An 18,868-nucleotide genomic window follows, 5' to 3' on the forward strand; every position below is an offset into this window, starting at 1 on the left:
TCGCGGCGTCGCCCGGTCGCGGCGTCGCCCGGTCGCGGCGTCGCCCGGTCGCGGCGTCGCCCTTGATCGACTCGGCTTCCTGAAAGTCGCGGTGTCGGAGCCGCCCCAACGGCCCGACTCCCTGAAGACCGAGTTGATCTAGACGCGTGGCCGCTATCTACCGGCCAACGGCGTCGGACTTGACGAACGTGCGCCACGCGTCGGGCGGAAAGACCAGCGCGGGGCCGGTCGGGTCCTTGGAGTCGCGGACAGCCACCAGCCCAGGCAGGTTGCCGGCAACCTCCACGCAGTTGCCGCCATCCGGGCCGCTACGAATGCTCTTGCGCCACCGGGCACCGGTTAAATCCATGTCTCCGCCACTTCCGCCATGAGATCGAGGGACTGCCCGTGCGATAGTGCCTCACCCCGGATCGACTCCCACACCTCGACCATCTGACGGACGTAATCGGCGCGGTCGATGACCTGCCCGTGACGCTGTCCAGCGAGGTACACAAGGTCCTCCCCCTGCGACGAGCTTGCGATCACGAACGGCCCTCCGAGCCCAGCGTAAGCACCGGCGGGAGTCGGCACTACCTGGATTCGGACCCTCGGGAACGCCGTGCCGAGCTTCACGAGGTGCTGAACTTGCTCGTGCATGACTTCCGGCCCACCGACAGATCGGCGCAGCACGTGCTCGTCGATCACGGCAGTGAGCAGCGGAGGCCGGTCTCGGGTGAGCAGTCTCTGACGGTCCAGCCGGGTTGCCACCTGCTGCTCGACCTCGTCCGCCGCGAACAAGCCGCCACCGGTCAGTAGCGCGCGGGCGTACCCCTCGGTCTGCAAGAGTCCTGGCACACACAGCGGCTCGAACGAGCGCAGCGCTGTGGTTTCCTGCTCGATGCCGGCCCAGTCGCGGAACCACGGCACCACTGCCTCCCGGCTGATCCGCCGCTGGATGCGTTCGAACCGACCGTCGGCCGAGAACACCGCGTCACACCGGCGGGCGAAGTCCAGACTCGGCCGGCGCTCGGATGTCTCCACCTTGGCGACAAGCGCCCCGGAATAGCTCAACGCCTCGGCCAGCGCCGACTGCGACATCCCGTTGGCAGCCCGGGCCAGTCGCAACTCCTCGGCGAAGTGCTCCAGCATGGACGAACTCTCCACGGACACCCTCCGTACATTCCCGTACCGTGCCGGGCCGATCGCCGTACGCGCTGGTCGTCGGCGTGCGGAACCTCCCACCGTAGTCGGGTCTTCACCAGACTGTCACGCAGCGGAACCGCTCACGGGATCCAGACGGCGGGCGGAACCAGGCCGGGAGCGACCCGTGACCCCCGATCCGGGGCGCTCCCACCCACCCGATGGAGGTTCCCTCGTGCGACTGACAGGGTCGGCTCATCACGGCGGCGGGCTCTGATGCCGCGGTACCGCCCACACGTAGCGGCACGCCCATCCTGGCGCTGCCGGGTCTGCGGCGCGGCGTGGCCCTGCTCGCCGGCCCGCCTGGCGCTGCTCGGCGAGTACCGCGAGGACCGGATCGGCCTGCTCATCTACCTCGCCACGCTGCTCTACGAGGCGGCCGGGGACCTCGCCGGCCAGGCCGGTCACGACCGACTGACCGACCGATTCCTCACCTGGGCCAGAGCCCGTTGAACGGCGATTCGTTGGCAGCCGGTCAGGCCGGTCGGTACGCGCGGACCAGCGCCTGCACGGCGTAGGCGAGCAGCAGCACTCCCGCGCCGATGCCGACCACCAGGCCGGCCGAGACCGCCGAGGCGAGGCCGGTGACGAGGCCCACCGCCGCCACCAGGCAGAGCGCGGCACCGAGCGGGCGAAGCAACGGATCCCGCAGGAGCGGGGCGAGCGGGAAGAAGTGCAGACCGACCACCAGGCAGACCAGCACCGGAACGTACTCGGACCAGTTGGCAGCGACCAGCACGGCTGCACCCAGCCCGGCGGCGGCGAACTCGGCCACGACGATGAGCAGGTACGGGCGGTCGGCGGCCCGGTCCCGAGGGCTGCCGGCACCCCGCAGGCGGGAGGACAGCACACCGCCCAGCACGGCGGTGAGCAGCGCGACGATGCTGCCCACCACGAGCAGGCCACGCAGCGGTTGCTCCGCCGCCGGCACACTGAACCAGACCATCGCGAAGATGCCCAGGTAGAGGGCGGTGAGCCCGGCCTGACGTCGGTTGGCGGTCACCAGATCAGACATGAAACTCCCCCGGTTTACGACAGACCGCCGTCACCCTACGGTCCTGGCTGGTGCTTGATCGACTCGGGTTTCAGGAAGTCGGACTGTCCACTTCGCCGTGTCACCCCGACTTTCCGGAAGCCGAGTGGATCATTCGGGCCGGTCAGTCGACCAGGGTGCGGCCGGTCAGGTGCAGGAAGACGTCCTCCAGGCCGCTGCGCCGGACCAGCACGTTCGCCGGCTGGAGCCCCAACGCGGCGACCTCGGCAACCGCCGCGTCGCCGTCGGGAACGTAGAGCAGGACCCGGTCGGGCAACACCTCGACCCGCTCCCCCAGCCCGTCGAGCTTGCCGGCGAACGGTTCCTGCGACTCGGCGGCGAAGCGCAACTCGACCACCTCACGGGTCGAGTGCTGCTCGATCAGCGCCCGGGGCGAGCCCTCCGCGACGATCCGGCCGCTGTCCATCACCACCAGACGGTCACAGAGCTGCTCGGCCTCGTCCATGTAGTGCGTGGTGAGCACCAACGTGACGCCCTGCTGCTTGAGCCGGAACAGCCGCTCCCACACCAGGTGCCGGGCCTGCGGGTCCAGCCCGGTGGTCGGCTCGTCGAGCAGCACGATTTCCGGATCGTTCACCAGCGCGCGGGCGATGGTCAGCCGACGCTTCATGCCACCGGAGAGCGGCTCGACCTTGCTGTCGGCCCGCTCGGTGAGCTGGACGAAGTCGAGCAGCTCGGCGGCGCGCTCCCGGGCCGCCCGGCGGGAGATGCCGAAGTAGCGGGCGTAGACGGTCAGGTTCTCCCGGACGGTCAACTCCGGATCGAGATTGTCAAGCTGGGGGCACACCCCGAGACGCGCCCGGATCGCCGGCCCGTCAGCCACCGGATCCATGTCGAGGATGCGCAGCTCACCCCCGCTGGGTGGGGAGATGCAGCCGACCATCCGCATGGTCGACGACTTGCCCGCGCCGTTGGGCCCGAGGAAGCCGAACGCCTCACCCTGGCGAACCTCGACGTCGATGCCGTCCACGGCGGTGAAATCGCCGAACCGCTTCACCAGCCCGCGAGCCTGAATCAGTGGTCGCTCCGAAGTCACCGCCCGACCCTAACCGCCGGGTCCGACAGCCCTCCACGCAAATACGCTGGACGTGCCAGGACCTGCGACGCGCACCGCGCAGGGCGACCACGGCCGCGACCCTCCGGTCGCCCCAACCACGGGCGGCGAAACGCCGATCGATGCCCCACCCGTCAGCCAATCGACGTGTATCGTCCTTTTGTGTCGCCCATCAGCTCGCCCGATGGTTCGCCTTCACCTGCCCTACCAGCCAACTCTCCCGTTGATGGGTCCGCAACGAGCCCCGGCGGCGGACCACCCCGACCTCGACCGGAAGCCGAGCCGACAGAGCCCGGCGCGAGTAAGCCCGACCCGGGCACGCCCGACCCGGGCACGCCCGACCCGAGCGTCGCCGAGCGGGCGACTCGGGACCTGGCCGCCCAGTTCGAGGACGAGAAACCGGGACGGGTGCTCTCCGGGCCGGCAGGTCGGCTCCTCACCATGGCGGCGCTGGCGGTCGGTGCTCTCGCCCTGTGGCAGGTGTTCCGCCCTCTGTCGCAGGGCAGCAAGTACTACCTGATCATCTTCCTGGCCGGCGTACTCCCGTTGGTCTTCCTCGCCTACCCGGCCGACCTGCGGCTACCGGCCCGCCTGCGCGCCCGTCGACGACGCACCAACCGCGCCGACGCCACCGGCAGCGACAGGCGTACCCCGGCACTGCCGTCGTCGGGGCCCACGGTGACCGACTGGGTCCTGGTCGTCCTGGCCATCGCGGCCTGTCTCTACCCGGTCCTGCCGATCCAAATCGGCAGCGGTGGCGGCGGCTACAACGCGTTCCTCGACCGGCAGGGCCTGCTGGCGCCGACGGATCTGGTGCTGGGCACCGTCCTGCTGCTCCTGCTGCTCGAAGCGTGTCGACGGACCACCGGTTGGATCCTGCCCGCGGTCTGCCTGCTGTTCCTGGGCTACGGCTACTACGGCGGGTTGTTGCCGCAGTCCTGGCCGGTCGCGCACGCCGGGCTCGACTTCAGCCAGCTTGTCGACGCGTTCTACAACTCCGACAGCGGCTTCTACGGCACCCCACTCGACGTGGCCGCCTCGTACATCGTGCTGTTCACCATCTACGGCGCGGTGCTGGAGTTGTCCGGGGCCGGGCGGTTCTTCGTCGAGCTGTCGGCCGCGGCGTTCCGACGTTCGCGCACCGCCGCCGGCCGGACGGCGGTGGCCTCGGGTTTCCTGCTCGGCACCGTCTCCGGCTCCGGCGCGGCGACGACGGTGAGCATCGGCGCGGTCACCTGGCCGCTGCTGCGCCGCGCCGGCTATCCGCCGGAGCGGGCCGGCGGCATGCTGGCCGCGGCCGGGGTGGGCGCCATCCTCTCCCCGCCGACTCTGGGCGCGGCGGCGTTCATCATCGCCGAGTACCTGGGCGTCTCGTACCTCCAGGTGCTGGGCTGGGCGACGGTACCGACTGTGCTCTACTACCTCGGCATCCTGCTCGCCGTGGAGATCGACGCCCGCCGCTCCGGCGTACGCCCCGTGGTGATCGACGTCGGCTCGCCCTGGCGGCTGCTGGCCCGATTCGGCTACCACTTCGCCTCGCTGATCGCCATCATCGTGTTCCTCGCGATCGGTGTGTCAGCGACGAGGGCCGTCGTCTTCGCCATCGTGCTCACCGTCGCGTTGTCGTTCCTGGCCCCCAGGAACGAGGACCGCGCGCACCGACTCACCCCGGGCCGGCTGGTGACAGCGCTCGTCACCGGCGTACGAGGCGTCCTCGCCGTCACCGCTGTCTGCGCCGCCGCCGGCATCATCACGGCGACCACGACGAAGACCGGTCTCGGGCCGCAGGCGGCGGCGCTGCTGATCGGTGGGGCGCAGGCGGCCACGTCGGACCCGACGCTGGTGCTGGTGCTCACCGCGCTGCTCGCCGCCGTCGCGCTCACCCTGCTGGGCCTGGCCGTTCCGGTCACCGCGTCGTTCGTGATCGGTTGGGTGATCGTCGGTCCGGCCCTGCTCGACCTGGGTGTCACCGCGCCGGCGGCGGCGATGTTCGTCTTCTACTTCGCGGTGCTGTCCGAGGTGTCCCCGCCGACAGCGCTCGCCGCGGTGGCCGCCGCCGCGGTCACCGGCGGCCGGCTGGTGCCGACCATGTGGCAGACCCTGCGGTACGCGCTGCCGGCGTACCTGACCCCGATCGCGTTCGTCATCACGCCGGCCGGGCTCGGTCTGCTCGGCATCGGCGGCGTTCAGCGGATCGCCTTCGCCGCCGCAGTCACAGCGCTCAGCGTGGCGGTGCTCGCCGTCGCCGCCGGTGGCTGGCTGCCCGGCGTGGGGCCGGCCGGCGCCCCGGAACGGGTCCTGGGTGCCCTAGCCGGCGTGATTCTGCTCTGGCTCGAACCCGTGCCGGTCACTGTCGGCGTGGCGCTGGCCGTCGTCGCGGCGGCGGGCGTGTTCATCCGACGCGGCGCCGCCAACCGGTCATCGTCCGGATCACCAGCCAATCCTGTGGAGGAACAACTGTGAGACGAATCGACGTACGGCTCGCGGCCGGCCTGAGCGTGCTCGCCCTCGTCACGGTCGGTGCCGCGGGTTGCGGAGGTCAGCAGGGCGGCGCGGCAAAAGACGACACGGCCAGCGAGGTCACCTGCGAGGTGACGAAGGAGACCCGCGTCGGCATCGCCACCGGCAACGCGACAGGCGTCTACTACGTGGTCGGCAACGCCCTGGCCGGGCAGTTGTCCGGGGCGACCGGCGGCAAGCTCACCGGCACCGCCGCCGAGACCGGCGCCTCGGTGCAGAACGTCGAGCAACTGGTCGGTGGCCAGTACGACGTGGCGTTCTCGCTGTTCGACACGGCGGTCAACGCGGTGCAGGGCAAGGGCAGCTTCACCGCGCCGCAGCCGGTGCAGGCGCTGAGCCGCATCTACGACAACTACACCCAGGTGGTGGTCCGCAACGACTCCGGGATCACCTCGGTGGCCGACATGCGGGGCAAGCGGATCTCCACCGGCTCACCGAAGTCCGGCACCGAGGTGATCGCCAACCGGCTGTTGGAGGCCGCCGGCCTCGACCCGGCAACTGACATCCGGGCGCAGCGACTGGACCTGACCAAGACCGTCGAGGGGATCAAGGACGGCAGCGTCGACGGCTTCTTCTGGTCCGGTGGTCTGCCCACCGGGGGCCTCACCGACCTGTTCACCACTGCCGGCGACTCGGTGAAGTTCGTCGACATCTCGCCGTTGCTGCCGAAGATGACAGCGTTGAGCCCCGCCTACCAGGCCGGGACGATCGGCCGGGACGCGTACCGGACGGCAACCGACACCCCGACGATCGTCGTACCCAACGTGTTGTTGGTCCGCAAGGACCTGGACGCCAACGTCGCCTGCGCGATCACCCGGACGGTCTTCGACAAGCGGGACACGCTGGCCCAGGCGAACCCGGCGGCCCGGGGGATCTCGCTGGAGACCGCCCGCAAGACCGACCCGGTGCCGCTGCACCGCGGCGCCGAGAAGGCGCTCAAGGACCTCGGCGCGAACTGACCCGGCCGGTCAGACGTCGGCTGGCGCGGTGGCGGCGCGGGCCACACCGACCAGCCGGTCGATCTCGGCGAGCAGCGCCTCGTCGTCCGCCGGAGTGCCGGGCTCGAGTCGGACCGTCCAGGTCAGACCGTCGACCCCGGCCACGCGCCGGGCCGCGACGCGCGCCGCGCCGCCGGGCACCGGCTGGTGCTCGGTGTACGCGACCGAACGGGTCACCCGGGCCCGCACCTGGTGCGGCAACTCCCCCGGGTCGAGCAGCAGGTACGTCTCGGCCGGACCGTCGGCGACCACCGTGTAGCCGTCCCGCCCGACGAGCGACTCGGCGGGGGTGACCGTCAGCTCCCGGCCGGACCAGACCGCCTTGAGGATGGTGTGCCACCCGAACCGGTGCCCTCGACCGGGCAACCACAGCCCGAGGTTGGTGGCGACCACCACCCCGTCGCCCTCGCCGTTGCCGGCGGCGGCCCAGGCCAACACCCGCTCGTCGGCGGTCAGTGGCGGCCGGTCGGCCGGCGGCAGCTTCGGCTTGCGGCTGAACAGTCCCATCTAGAGGCCTCCCGCGGCCTGCTCGCGCAACGCTCGGGCGTGCTGCTCCAGGGACAGCAGCTCACCGAAGGCGGCGAAGTACTCGTCCTTGTTGTTGACCGGGTTGATCCGCTGGATGCGTGACTTGAGGTCCCGGACCCGGGCGGTCACCGACCCGAACTGCACGCGGGCCATGGTGATCGACACGTAGCGCGGGTCCGGTTCGCCGTCGATCCGCAGTGGTTCGACTGCCAACTCACCGACCAGCGCCGCGGCCGCCAGGTCGTCGCAGGCGTCGCGGACCGACTCGATCCAGACCGCGCCGCCGGTCGCCGACGCGGCACCACCGGCCGCCGCGATGGCAGTACGGACCGCGACGTGCACCGGGTGGCGGTATTCGGTGGCCTCGACCGCGTCGAACATCGGCCCGGCCAGGACCGGTTGCTGGAGGGCGAGTTTGAGCGCCTCCCGCTCGACCATCGACTGCGGGCTGTCCACCGCCGGCTCGGGACGGGCCGAGGTTGGCCGGGCGGCGGGGGCGGCGTCGCGGGCGCTGGGCGGCGGGGTGTTGGCGGCGGCGAGCACCGCCCGCTGCACCGGCTCGATCTCCATGCCGAGGTCCATGGCCAGCTTGCGGACGTACTCCGGGCGCTTCTCCCGGTCCTTCAGTCGCGCGACCAGCGGCGCGGCGTGGCGCATCGCCTCGACCCGGCCGTCGACGGTGTCCAGGTCGAAGCGGCTGATCACGTGTCGCAGCGCGAAGTCGACGAGCGGCTCGCGGCGGGCGACCAGGTCACGCACCGCCAGGTCGCCCTTGGCCAGCCGCAGGTCGCACGGGTCCATGTTGTCCGGGCTGACCGCGATGAACGTGCGCCCGACGAAGCGCTGGTCGTCTTCGAAGGCGCGCAGCGCCGCCTTCTGCCCGGCGGCGTCACCGTCGAAGGTGAAGATGATCTCGCCGGCCACCTCGTCGCTGTCGAACAGGAGCCGACGCAGGACGGAGATGTGGTCCGCGGCGAAGGCAGTGCCGCAGGTCGCCACCGCCGTGGTCACCCCGGCCAGGTGACAGGCCATCACATCGGTGTAACCCTCGACGATCACCGCCCGACCCTGCTTGGCGATCTCCCGCTTGGCCTGGTCGATGCCGTAGAGCACGTGCGACTTCTTGTAGATCGGCGTCTCGGGGGTGTTCAGGTACTTCGGGCCGTCGTCGTCGTCGAAGAGCTTGCGCGCACCGAAGCCGATCACGTCACCGGCGAGGTCGCGGATCGGCCAGAGCAGCCGGCGACGGAACCGGTCGATCAGGGTGCCGGAACGGGACTCCCGGGACAGCCCGGCGGTGACCAACTCCTGGTGGGTGAAGCCCTGCTGGCGCAGGTGCTTGGTGAGCGGGTCCCAACCCTCCGGCGCGAAACCACAGCCGTAGCGCTCGGCGGCGGCCCTGTCGAAGCCCCGTCGCGCCAGGAACTCCCGTGCCGGCCGGGCGCCGGCGGTGCTCAGTTGCGCGCTGTAGAACTCGACGGCTGCGGCGTGCGCGGCGACCAGTCGCTGCCGCTGACCCTGCTGCGGGCGGGGGCGCGGGGTGCCCTTGTCGTCCTCGATGTAGCGCAGTTGGATGCCGGCGCGGCCGGCCAGCCGCTCGACGGACTCCACGAAGCTGAGGTGGTCGGCGTCCATCAGGAACTTGATCGCGTCCCCGCCGGCCCCGCAGCCGAAGCAGTACCAGACGTTGCGGGCCGGGGACACGTTGAACGACGGACTCTTCTCGTCGTGGAACGGGCACAGACCCTTGAGGTTGCCGCCGCCGGCGGACTTCAGGGTGACCGTCTCGGAGATCACATCCCCGATCGAGGTGCGTTCCCGGACCAGTGCGATGTCCTCGTCCCGGATCCGCCCAGCCATGCGCCACCCCCTCGCCGTACATCCTGCCCTGCCCGACCGACGACACGCCGGCCGGGGGACGCCGGTGTGGCGGCGACCGCTGCCGGCTGGGCGGTTCCGGCCCGCAGGCCGGGTCCGCACGGGGACCATGACCAGATGCGCCGGGTACGGACCGAAGCCCCCCGCCTGCCGAGATGGCTGGCCGCTCGGATGGGGCTACCCGGGCAGACCCCGCAGACGGACGAGGCCGGCCACCGGCACGCCACCTGGCTGGAACTCTTCCTCGACCTCATCTTCGTGTACGCGCTGGCGGCGGTGGTGACCCGGCTGGGCAACGAACCGGCCCCGTCGCCGAGGGCGGTGCTGGCCGTGATCGGGCTCTTCGTGGTGATCCAGTGGGCCTGGATGGGGCAGGTGTACTACGACACCAGGTTCGATCCGGACGACGCGTTGCACCGAGTGCTGGTGCTTGTCGCGTTGGTCGGCGCGGGCGCGATGACCCTCGGGGTCGACGAGGTCCCGGAGAGCGTGCTCCTGCCGGTCGGGTACCTGATCGTGCGGGGTGTGCTGCTCCTGCTGTACCTGCGTGCCTGGCCGACCAGCGCGAAGGCCCGGATGGTGACAACTGTCTACCTGATCGGCTTCGGGTCGGGCTGGTTGATCTGGCTGGTGTCGCTGACAGTGCCCACCGAGCTGCGCCCGGTCCTGTGGATCGTCGCGATGGTCATCGAACTGGCCACACCCTGGGTCGGGGTGCGCTGGCTCAACCGCTGGCCGGTGGACAACAGGCACCTGCCGGAACGGATCGGCCAGTTCACCATCATCGTGCTGGGTAGCGCGCTGGCCAGCCTGCTCTTCGCCGTGCCGGACCACCCCCCGCCCCACATGATCCTCACCGCCGCGTTGGCCTTCCTGATCCCGGCGGCGGTCTGGTGGGTCTACACCACCTTCGTCACCACCCGCCTGCTCCAGAGCCGGCTGCGCGGCGGGCAGGCGTACACCTACCTGCACATACCGCTGGGCGGTGCGCTGCTGCTGCTCGGCTGGTCGCTCGGGCAGGTGGTCCGGCTGGTCGACGACAACGCGAACCACCTGCCGCTGGAGCTGCGGCTGCTGCTGGGCGCCTCGATGGTGATCTGGACGCTATGTGGTCTTGCCCTGTACTGGCTGTGGACACGGCCGAGCGGCGCCCGGTTGGCGATCGCCGTCTACGGGGTGGTCTCGGTCTCGCTGATCACCGCGACGGTGCACCAACCGAGACTGATGCTGTCGCTGCTCTCCCTGGCGGTCGTCGGGTACGCCGTCCTGGTCAGCCGGCGACTGGCCAAGGCCGGCGAGGCAAACCACACACCCGAGGGGTGAGCGGCGCTCAGGCCGCCGCGGCGGGCTCCGGAATCGCCGTCTCCTCGGCCGCCACCTGCTGGTTCCAGTCGGCCTTGGTGGAGCGCCAACCCTCGTCGTCCATGCCGCGCCGCCAGTAGCCGGAGATGGAGAGCCGATCGAGAGGTATTCCCCGCTCGCCGCGCAGCAGCCGGCGCAGCTCCCGGACGAAGGCGGCCTCGCCGTGCACGAACGCGTGCACCTGGCCGGCCGGGAAGTCCAACGCCCGCACCGCCTCGACCAGCGCCTCGCCCACCGGGCGGTCGCCGCGATGCAACCAGGTCAGCTCGACCGCCCCGGGGCTGAGCAGCTTCTGCTCCTCCGCCGGGTCGGCGATCTCCACGAAGACGTGGGCCGGGGCGCCCAGCGGGAGGCGCTCCAGCGCGGCGGCGATCGCCGGCAGGGCGCTCTCGTCACCGACCAGCAGGTGCCAGTCCGCGTCCGGGCTCGGGGCGTACGCGCCGCCGGGGCCGACGAAGTGCACCGGATCGCCAGGACGCAGCGCGGCGGCCCACGGGCCGGCCAACCCCTCGTCGCCGTGGTGCACCACGTCGACGGTCAGCTCGCCGGCCAGCGGATCCCAGCGCCGCACCGTGTACGCGCGCAGCCGGGGCCACTGCTCCCGGGGCAGGTCCCGGCGGATCGCGGCGAGGTCCAACGGCTGCGGGTACGCGACCCCCGACTGAGGGAACACCACCTTGATGTAGTGGTCGGTGAACTCGCCCACCGGCAGGCCGACCAGTTCGTCCCCACCGAGGACGAGCCGGATCAGGTGCGGGGTGGGCCGCTCGGTGCGCAGCACCCGGGCCGTTGTGACGTTCCTGGAGCGTTCCGTCATGCCAGTTAGGTTAGCCTAAGCTGGCTCGCGGTCGGTCGGGGGTGTCCCCTTGCCGACCAGGCGGGTGTGCCAGGTCACCGCCGCCGGGTCGGTGAGCGAGGCCACCTGGTCGATCACCACCCGCAGTCTGGCCCTGTCGTCGGGGGCGGCCCGCCACAGCGGGGCGAAGATCGGGTCGAGCCCTTCCGGTGCACGCCGGACCAGCGCCGCGACCACCTCCGCCAGCATCGTCCGCTGCCGCTCGTAGCGGCCCCGGAAGCCACTGCGACGCATCACGTACCGCAGCGCGATGCCCTTGAGCAGCGCGCACTGCGCCCGTACCAGTCGGGGCACCACCAGGTCGGCGGCGTAGCGGCGGTGCGGGCCCGGCCCGAAGCGCTCCTCCGTCGCCGCCACCGCCGCGGACACGAACAGCCCGGTCACCCCGCTGGTGGTGGCCTTCAACGCGACCTGCGCGCGATGGCTGCCGTCGTACCCGGTGAACGGGGCGAGCAGCGGACCGGCCAGCAGGTCGACGAGCACCTCGGCCAGGTCCGTCGCGGACTCCCCGGAATAGGCGGCGGCCACGTCGGCGCAAAGCGCGGCCCGCTCGTCGGCGTCGGTGAGCAGCGGGTGCAACGTGACATAGCCGCCGTGGATGCCGTCCTCCACGTCGTGCACCGAGTACGCGACGTCGTCGGCCCAGTCCATCACCTGGGCCTCCAGGCAGCGCCGGGCGCCGGGCGCGCCGGCACGGATCCAGTCGAAGACGGCCGCGTCGTCGGCGTACACCCCGAACTTGCGCTCCCCCGGCCGGCGTGCCCAGGGGTACTTGCCGATCGCGTCCAGCGACGCCCGGGTCAGGTTCAGCCCGGCGGACGACCCGTCCGGGGCGAGCACCTTCGCCTCCAGGCGGGTCAACACCCGCAGGGTCTGCGCGTTGCCCTCGAAGCCGCCGCAGGGCGTGGCGAGCAGGTCCAGCGCAGCCTCGCCGTTGTGCCCGAACGGCGGGTGCCCGAGGTCGTGCGCGAGCCCCGCGACGTCCACCACGTCCGGGTCGCAGCCCAGCCGGGCACCCATCTCCCGGGCGATCTGGGCCACCTCCAACGAGTGGGTCAGCCGCGTACGCAGGAAGTCGTCAGTGCCGGCGGTGTGCACCTGGGTCTTTGTGGCCAGCCGGCGAAACGCCGCCGAGTGCAGCACCCGGGCCCGGTCGCGCTCGTACGGCGACCGGCGATGTCCGGTGTCCTTGGGCGGCTCGTCGACCAACCGCGCGTCCGCCGCCCCCGGCTCAGTCCTCGCGCTCACGCAACAGCCGTTGTTCGCGACTGCGGGGCTCGCAAGACCGGCTCACTCCTCGCGCTCACGCAGTACGCAGAACTCGTTGCCCTCGGGGTCGGCCAGCACCGTCCACTCGACGTCGCCCTGACCGATGTCGACGTGCCGGGCGCCCATGTCGACCAGGCGCTCGACCTCAGCCTCCTGATTGGCGGGGCGCAGGTCGAGGTGCAGCCGGTTCTTGCGCTCCTTGCCCTCGCTCACCGGGCCGAAGAACAGGGCGGGCACCTGGTCCGGGGACTGGCGGATCTCCACGCCGCTCGGAGTCTCGGTGACGACCTGATAGCCGAGCGCCTCGGCCCACCAACGGGCCAGTCGGGCCGGATCGCGGGCGTCCACAGTCAGGCTCTCCCAGACACTGGTCATGCAGTCACCTCTTCCCGTTCGACGCGGCGCCCAATCGGCCGTGTGCGAGCGAGCCAAGATTACGCCCGCCACCACTGCTCGACAGGCTCACGACGCATCGATGAAGGGCACACAACCACCGATTGGCCCCCAGTTGCCGACCGATCGCCGAGGGTTACGGGCTCGCGGCCGGAAGTCGCCAGCGGTAGCGTTCCCAGCGCGGAACGTAACCAGCCGACTGACACGCAGAGCCGACCGGTGAGGGGTAACGCTCGTGGACGCAGACACGGTGATGGGAACGGAGCTTCAGCTGCTGCGCCAGCGCCGACCCGACATCGCCGGCATGGTGCTCGCGGGCACCGACGGCCTGCTCATCTCCAGTGACCTGCCCAGCACCGACGCCACCCATCTCGCCGCGCTCGCCGCCGCGAGTTTCGGGCTGGGGCACCGGGTGGCCGACACCGTCCGGCAGGGTGAGTTCCGGGAGTCGGTCGTGTGCACCACAGCAGGCTGCGTGGTCACCTATCCGGCCGGGCGCAGCGCCCTGCTGACCCTCGTCACCATGTCGGCGGCGGGCGACCTGGAGGCGCTGCACGAGGAGGCGCGAGCGGTGGCCCGCCGCGCCGGGTCGTTCCTGGACGTTCGCGGCGGAGGCATCGGCGCGACCCCCGTACCGGACGCGCACGCCCCGCTGGCCACGCGTACCCCGATGGCGACCCTGCCGGCGCAGTTACGCCGCTCGTCCCGACCCACCTGGCGTCGTCCGCCGATCTGAGCGCCGGCGGCGGCCGGGTGACCAGGCCGCCGCCGACGTGCGTCAGCGGCTGTCCGACCCGCCGGTCTCCACCACCGCCCGGCCGGCCTCCAGCCGGGCCACCGGCACCCGGAACGGAGAACAGGACACGTAGTCCAGGCCGACCTCGTGGAAGAAGTGCACCGAGTCCGGGTCGCCGCCGTGCTCACCGCAGACACCGAGCTTCAGCCCAGGCCGGGCGGCCCGACCCTCCTCGGCGGCGATCCGCACCAGCCGACCGACGCCGTCGCGATCGATCGACTCGAACGGCGAGATGCCGAAGATGCCCAACTCCAGGTAGCGCCAGAAGAACGCGCCCTCGACGTCGTCGCGGGAGAAGCCCCAGCCCATCTGGGTCAGGTCGTTGGTGCCGAAGGAGAAGAACTCGGCGGCCTCGGCGATCTGCCCGGCGGTCAGCGCCGCCCGGGGCACCTCGATCATGGTGCCGATCAGCACCTCGACGCCGCTGTCCCCGACCACCTCGGCGATGATCTTCTCGGCCTCGGCGCGTACCGTCTCCAGCTCCTGGACGGCCCCGACCAGCGGCACCATGATCTCCGGCTTGGCCACGCCCCCGTTGCGGGCGCAACTGACAGCCGCCTCGGCGATGGCCCGGACCTGCATCGCGAACAGGCCGGGGATGACCAGGCCGAGGCGTACGCCCCGCAGCCCGAGCATCGGGTTCTCCTCGTGCATCCGCCGGACGGCGGCGAGCAGCGCCTCCTCCTTGGCCACGTCCTCGCCGCGTTCCTGGGCGACCGCCACGTTGACGGCGAGCTGCTCCAACGGCGGCAGGAACTCGTGCAACGGCGGGTCGATGAGCCGGACGGTGACCGGCAGGCCGTCCATCTCGCGGAAGATCTCCTCGAAGTCGGCCCGCTGCAACGGCAGCAGCGCCGCCAGCGCCGCCTCCCGCTCACCCGGGGCCCGGGCCAGGATCAGCCGCTCGACCAACTCCCGCCGGTCGCCGAGGAACATGTGCTCGGTGCGGCACAGCCCGATGCCCTCGGCGCCGAAGCGCCGGGCCCGGGCGGCGTCCGCGCCGGTGTCGGCGTTCGTGCGGACCGCGAGCCGCCGCTTCCCGTCGGCGTGCGTCATGATCCGGTGTACGGCCCGGACCAGCGCGTTGTCTATGTGCTCGGGGTCGAGGCTGCCCTCGAAGTACTGCACGACCTCGGAGGGCATGACCGGCACCTCGCCGAGATAGACCTTGCCGGTGGTGCCGTCGATGGACACGACGTCGCCCTCGGTGACGGTTTGCCCGGCCACTGTGAACCGCTTCGCCGGGACGTTCACCTCGATCTCGTCGGCGCCGGAGACGCAGGTCTTGCCCATGCCCCGGGCCACCACAGCCGCGTGGCTGGTCTTGCCGCCGCGCGAGGTGAGGATGCCCTGGGCGGCGATCATGCCGTTCAGGTCGTCCGGGTTGGTCTCCCGGCGCACCAGGATCACCGACTTGCCCTCGGCGGCCAGCTCGACGGCTCGGGCGGAGGTGAAGACCACAGTGCCGGACGCCGCGCCGGGCGATGCGCCGATGCCCTTGGCGACCGGCTGGAACTCGTGGTCGAGCTGGAAGCGCGGGAACATCAGCTGGGCCAGTTGCGCGCCGTTGACCCGGTGCAGCGCCTCGTCCAGGTCGATCAGGCCCTCGTCGACGAGTTGCCCGGCGATGACGAACGCGGCGGCGGCCGTCCGCTTGCCGACCCGAGTCTGCAACATCCACAGCTTGCCGCGTTCGATGGTGAACTCGATGTCGCACAGGTCCTTGTAGTGCTCCTCCAGCCGGGCCATGATGCCGAGCAGCTCGTCGTAGGAGGTCTTGTCGAGCTGCTCCAACTCCTGCAACGGCACCGTGTTGCGGATGCCGGCGACCACGTCCTCACCCTGGGCGTTGGCCAGGTAGTCGCCGTAGATGCCCTGCGCGCCGCTGGCCGGGTCACGGGTGAACGCGACCCCGGTGCCGGAATCCGGGCCAAGGTTGCCGAAGACCATTGTCACCACGTTGACAGCGGTGCCCAGGTCGGCCGGGATGCGCTCCTGGCGGCGGTAGAGCACCGCGCGCTCGGCGTTCCACGACTCGAAGACCGCCCGGATGGCCAGGTCGAGCTGTTCGCGTGGCTGCTGCGGGAACTCCCGGCCGGTGTGCTTCAAGAAGATCTTCTTGTACGCGTCGACCAGCCCACGCAGGTCGTCGGCGTCCAGATCCAGGTCGTTGTGGGTGCCCTTGGCGTGCTTGGCCTCGTCGAGCGCGTGCTCGAACTCCTCGCCCGGCACCTCACAGACGGTCTTGCCGAACATCTGGATGAGTCGCCGGTAGGAGTCCCAGGCGAACCTGTCGTTCTGTCCCGCCTGGGCGGAGAGCCCGACCACGCTCTGGTCGTTGAGACCGACGTTGAGAACGGTCTCCATCATGCCGGGCATGGAGAACTTGGCACCGGAGCGGACGGAGACCAGCAGTGGGTCCTGCGGGTCACCGAGGCGTTTGCCCATCGCGCGCTCCAGCGATTCGAGGTGCGCCTCGATCTGACCGGCGAGCCCGTCCGGTTCCCGTCCCGTCGCGAGGTACGCCTGGCACGCCTCGGTGGTGATGGTGAAGCCGGGCGGTACGGGCAGGCCCAGGTTGGTCATCTCGGCGAGGTTTGCCCCCTTGCCGCCGAGCAGCTCCTTGAGTTCCTTGTTGCCTTCGGAGAAGTCGTAGACGTACTTGTGATCGACGGTCTCTTGCGCTGCCACCAGAGCCTCCACAACACACGCGCCGGATTGACACTTAACGAAGGTTCAGTTTTCTTCTTCCCCGGGACGGACCGCCGGTAATCCCGGGGTCAACGTCGATCGGTGGGCGAAGGTTAAGCGAACATCGAGTGACCTGGGACCGTTCGGTGACAATTGGCACAGCCATCACGACTATCCGTGTTCGTACCGGTTTTTGGGAACGCTTCCATGCGCACCATCACGCATCCCGGCCGAGCGTCGTACGCTTGACGCCACGCCAGCCGGTGAACCTCACTTTTGCCATAACCGACGCGAATACACCCCCGGAGTCGCCGCCGTGTCGACCATCCCCTCCCCCGGCCCCACCGCCGTCCCCACACCGCTGTCGGCGGAGGAACCGGACGCGGCCACGCTGGCCCGCACGGCCGAGCAGACCGCGAGCACGTTGCTCGCCCCGGCGGCCCCGCACCGGCTGGCCGACGTCGTGCCCGCCCCCCAGCACGTCCAGCCGGACCCGACCGCCGACTGGGCGCTCCCGGCCGACGCGGTCATCGTGGCCAGCGCCGACCCCGCCGCGTTGGCCGTCGCCGAGCAGCTCGCCCAGCTCCTGCGTCCGGCAACCGGCTACCCGCTGCCGGTCACCGACGCCACCAGGCCGGAGCCCGCCGGTGCCATCGCGCTGGTGCTCGACGGCAGCGCCGACCTCGGCGCGGAGGGCTACAGCGCCGACCTCGGCGCGGAGGGCTACCGCCTGGACATCGCCACCGACGGGGTACGCGTCACCGCAGCCACCGCCGCCGGCCTCTTCTACGGCGTACAGACGCTGCGCCAACTGCTGCCAGCGGGGATCGAGAGCCCCAGCCCGGTCACCGCACGCTGGGCGTTGCCGGGTGGGACCATCACCGACGCACCCCGGTTCTCCTACCGGGGGGCGATGCTTGACGTCGCGCGGCACTTCTTCGCCGTCGAGGACGTGCTGCGGGTGGTCGACCACCTGGCCCGCTACAAGCTCAACCACCTGCACCTGCACCTCACCGACGACCAGGGCTGGCGGATCGCCGTCGACTCCTGGCCGAAGTTGACCACCGTCGGCGGGACGACCGAGGTCGGCGGCGGCCCCGGCGGGCACTACACGAAGGCCGACTACGCGCGGATCGTCTCCTACGCGGCCGCCCGCCACATCACAGTCGTTCCCGAGATCGACCTCCCGGGGCACACCAACTCGGCGCTGGTCGCGTACCCGGAGCTGGCACCGGACAAGACCGCGCCACCGCCGTACACCGGCACCGAGGTCGGCTTCAGCTACGTCGACCCGGCCGACGAGCGGACGTACGACTTCGTCGCCGACGTGCTGGGCGAGGTGGCCGCGCTCACTCCCGGCCCCTGGCTGCACATCGGCGGCGACGAGGCGTTCAAGGTGAAGGGCGAGGTCTACACCGGTTTCGTCGAGCGGGTCCAGCGCATCGTGGCCGACCTCGGCAAGACCGTCGTCGGCTGGCACCAACTCGCGCCGGCCGCCCACCTCGACGGGCGGGTCCTGCAGTGGTGGGGCACGAACGGCGAAGACCCCACCACCGTCGACGCCGTACGCAGGGGCGCCCGCCTGATCGTCTCCCCTGGCAACCACGCCTACCTGGACATGAAGTACGCCCCGGACACCCCGATCGGGCACGACTGGGCCGGCCTCATCGACGTGCGAAAGGCGTACGACTGGGATCCGGGTACGCACGTCGCTGGCGTACCCGCCGAGGCGGTTCTCGGTGTGGAGGCCCCGCTCTGGACCGAATCGGTCACCTCGCTGGCCGACATCGAACTCCTGCTCCTGCCCCGCCTCCCGGCCATCGCCGAGTTGGGCTGGTCACCCCGGGCAAGCCACGACTGGGCCGGCTTCCGCGACCGGCTGGCGGCCCAGGGCCCGCGCTGGACGACGGCCGGGATCACCTTCCACCACGCGCCCGAGATCCCCTGGCCCACCGCACCGACCATCCCGACACAACGCACCACACCCCAACCCGACACCGCCAAGCCCTGACCCCCGCGTTGGACCGGTCCACCTGACCTCTGCCGAGTGGGTCGGGCCGGTCCGGGCCGCAGGCCGCAGCCCGGGGCGCAGGCCGGTCCGGGGCACAGGCCGGTCCGGGGCACAGGCCGGTCCGGGGCGCAGGCCGGTCCGGGGCACAGGCCGGCGCAGACGGGCATGATCCACTCGGCTTTCATGAAGTCGGGGCATCCCCGGCTCCGGGACACCGCGACTTTCAGGAACCCGAGTCGATCACCCCGCCGTGGGCGCCGTGTCCGTTTCAGCGGGCCG

The 18,868-nt window shown here is 71.2% G+C and carries 16 protein-coding genes; 6 read left to right on the forward strand and 10 right to left on the reverse strand.

The genetic code is table 11. The features are described from left to right. Positions 1-157: 157 nt before the first annotated feature. Together OHB44_RS26745 and OHB44_RS26750 are read right to left on the reverse strand one after the other, a co-directional pair. A complete protein-coding gene (locus OHB44_RS26745; RefSeq protein WP_330438570.1) occupies positions 158-349 on the reverse strand; it encodes a DUF397 domain-containing protein in 192 nt (63 codons plus the stop codon). Continuing rightward, the gene (locus tag OHB44_RS26750; protein WP_330438571.1) at positions 340-1,143 is read right to left on the reverse strand and encodes a helix-turn-helix domain-containing protein; all 804 of its coding nucleotides are present in this window, start codon (positions 1,141-1,143) and stop codon (positions 340-342) included. Before OHB44_RS26750 ends, OHB44_RS26745 begins: the two co-directional genes overlap by 10 nt. Positions 1,144-1,395: 252 nt before the next feature. Between OHB44_RS26750 and OHB44_RS26755 the strand changes: the two genes are divergently transcribed. After that, positions 1,396-1,632 (forward strand): flavin reductase, encoded by a 237-nt coding sequence (locus OHB44_RS26755; RefSeq protein WP_330438572.1) that lies wholly within the window; start codon positions 1,396-1,398, stop codon positions 1,630-1,632. 22 nt (positions 1,633-1,654) lie between these two features. Here OHB44_RS26755 and OHB44_RS26760 read toward each other — a convergent pair whose 3' ends face one another. Continuing rightward, entirely contained in the window at positions 1,655-2,194 is a 540-nt protein-coding gene (locus OHB44_RS26760; protein ID WP_330438573.1) for a hypothetical protein, read from the reverse strand. Positions 2,195-2,336: 142 nt separating this feature from the next. Beyond that, the gene (locus OHB44_RS26765) at positions 2,337-3,269 is read right to left on the reverse strand and encodes an ABC transporter ATP-binding protein (protein WP_330438574.1); all 933 of its coding nucleotides are present in this window, start codon (positions 3,267-3,269) and stop codon (positions 2,337-2,339) included. Between the two features lie 459 nt (positions 3,270-3,728). Between OHB44_RS26765 and OHB44_RS26770 the strand changes: the two genes are divergently transcribed. Both OHB44_RS26770 and OHB44_RS26775 read left to right on the forward strand, forming a co-directional pair. Further along, positions 3,729-5,750, forward strand: coding sequence for a TRAP transporter permease (locus OHB44_RS26770; protein WP_330438575.1), 2,022 nt, complete (start codon positions 3,729-3,731; stop codon positions 5,748-5,750). Beyond that, positions 5,747-6,766: a TAXI family TRAP transporter solute-binding subunit gene (locus OHB44_RS26775; RefSeq protein WP_238687117.1), complete on the forward strand. Its 1,020-nt coding sequence runs from the start codon at positions 5,747-5,749 to the stop codon at positions 6,764-6,766. The genes OHB44_RS26770 and OHB44_RS26775 overlap by 4 nt, the downstream gene beginning before the upstream one ends. A 9-nt stretch (positions 6,767-6,775) precedes the next feature. Here the strand turns inward: OHB44_RS26775 and OHB44_RS26780 are convergent, their stop codons facing one another. Then, complete coding sequence (locus OHB44_RS26780; protein ID WP_330438576.1) at positions 6,776-7,312, reverse strand: hypothetical protein; 537 nt, start codon at positions 7,310-7,312, stop codon at positions 6,776-6,778. After that, complete coding sequence (gene dnaG, locus OHB44_RS26785; protein WP_372488415.1) at positions 7,313-9,193, reverse strand: DNA primase; 1,881 nt, start codon at positions 9,191-9,193, stop codon at positions 7,313-7,315. Positions 9,194-9,328: 135 nt separating this feature from the next. Here dnaG and OHB44_RS26790 point away from each other — a divergent pair, with 135 nt between their 5' ends. After that, positions 9,329-10,534 carry a low temperature requirement protein A gene (locus OHB44_RS26790; protein ID WP_238687115.1) on the forward strand — a complete coding sequence of 402 codons (1,206 nt, stop codon included), beginning with the start codon at positions 9,329-9,331 and terminating at the stop codon, positions 10,532-10,534. A gap of 7 nt (positions 10,535-10,541) precedes the next feature. Here the strand turns inward: OHB44_RS26790 and OHB44_RS26795 are convergent, their stop codons facing one another. The 3 genes from OHB44_RS26795 to OHB44_RS26805 are packed head-to-tail and all read right to left on the reverse strand — an operon-like array spanning position 10,542 to position 13,073. Beyond that, positions 10,542-11,390, reverse strand: a complete 849-nt coding sequence (locus OHB44_RS26795) for a siderophore-interacting protein (RefSeq protein WP_330438577.1) — start codon at positions 11,388-11,390, stop codon at positions 10,542-10,544. A gap of 15 nt (positions 11,391-11,405) precedes the next feature. Then, a complete protein-coding gene (locus OHB44_RS26800; protein WP_330438578.1) occupies positions 11,406-12,677 on the reverse strand; it encodes a deoxyguanosinetriphosphate triphosphohydrolase in 1,272 nt (423 codons plus the stop codon). Positions 12,678-12,719: 42 nt separating this feature from the next. Continuing rightward, positions 12,720-13,073, reverse strand: a complete 354-nt coding sequence (locus OHB44_RS26805) for a VOC family protein (RefSeq protein ID WP_238687112.1) — start codon at positions 13,071-13,073, stop codon at positions 12,720-12,722. A gap of 253 nt (positions 13,074-13,326) precedes the next feature. Between OHB44_RS26805 and OHB44_RS26810 the strand changes: the two genes are divergently transcribed. Further along, the gene (locus tag OHB44_RS26810) at positions 13,327-13,827 is read left to right on the forward strand and encodes a roadblock/LC7 domain-containing protein (RefSeq protein WP_330438579.1); all 501 of its coding nucleotides are present in this window, start codon (positions 13,327-13,329) and stop codon (positions 13,825-13,827) included. A 42-nt stretch (positions 13,828-13,869) separates the two neighbouring features. Here OHB44_RS26810 and ppdK read toward each other — a convergent pair whose 3' ends face one another. Continuing rightward, the gene (gene ppdK / locus OHB44_RS26815) at positions 13,870-16,578 is read right to left on the reverse strand and encodes a pyruvate, phosphate dikinase (protein WP_238687110.1); all 2,709 of its coding nucleotides are present in this window, start codon (positions 16,576-16,578) and stop codon (positions 13,870-13,872) included. 223 nt (positions 16,579-16,801) lie between these two features. On the opposite strand from ppdK, the gene OHB44_RS26820 reads away from it, so the two are divergent. After that, a complete protein-coding gene (locus tag OHB44_RS26820) occupies positions 16,802-18,589 on the forward strand; it encodes a beta-N-acetylhexosaminidase (protein ID WP_442932714.1) in 1,788 nt (595 codons plus the stop codon). Positions 18,590-18,868: the final 279 nt, after the last annotated feature.

The sequence above is a fragment of the Micromonospora sp. NBC_00821 genome (assembly GCF_036347035.1).
In the GTDB taxonomy this organism is placed as follows: Bacteria; Actinomycetota; Actinomycetes; order Mycobacteriales; family Micromonosporaceae; genus Micromonospora; species Micromonospora hortensis.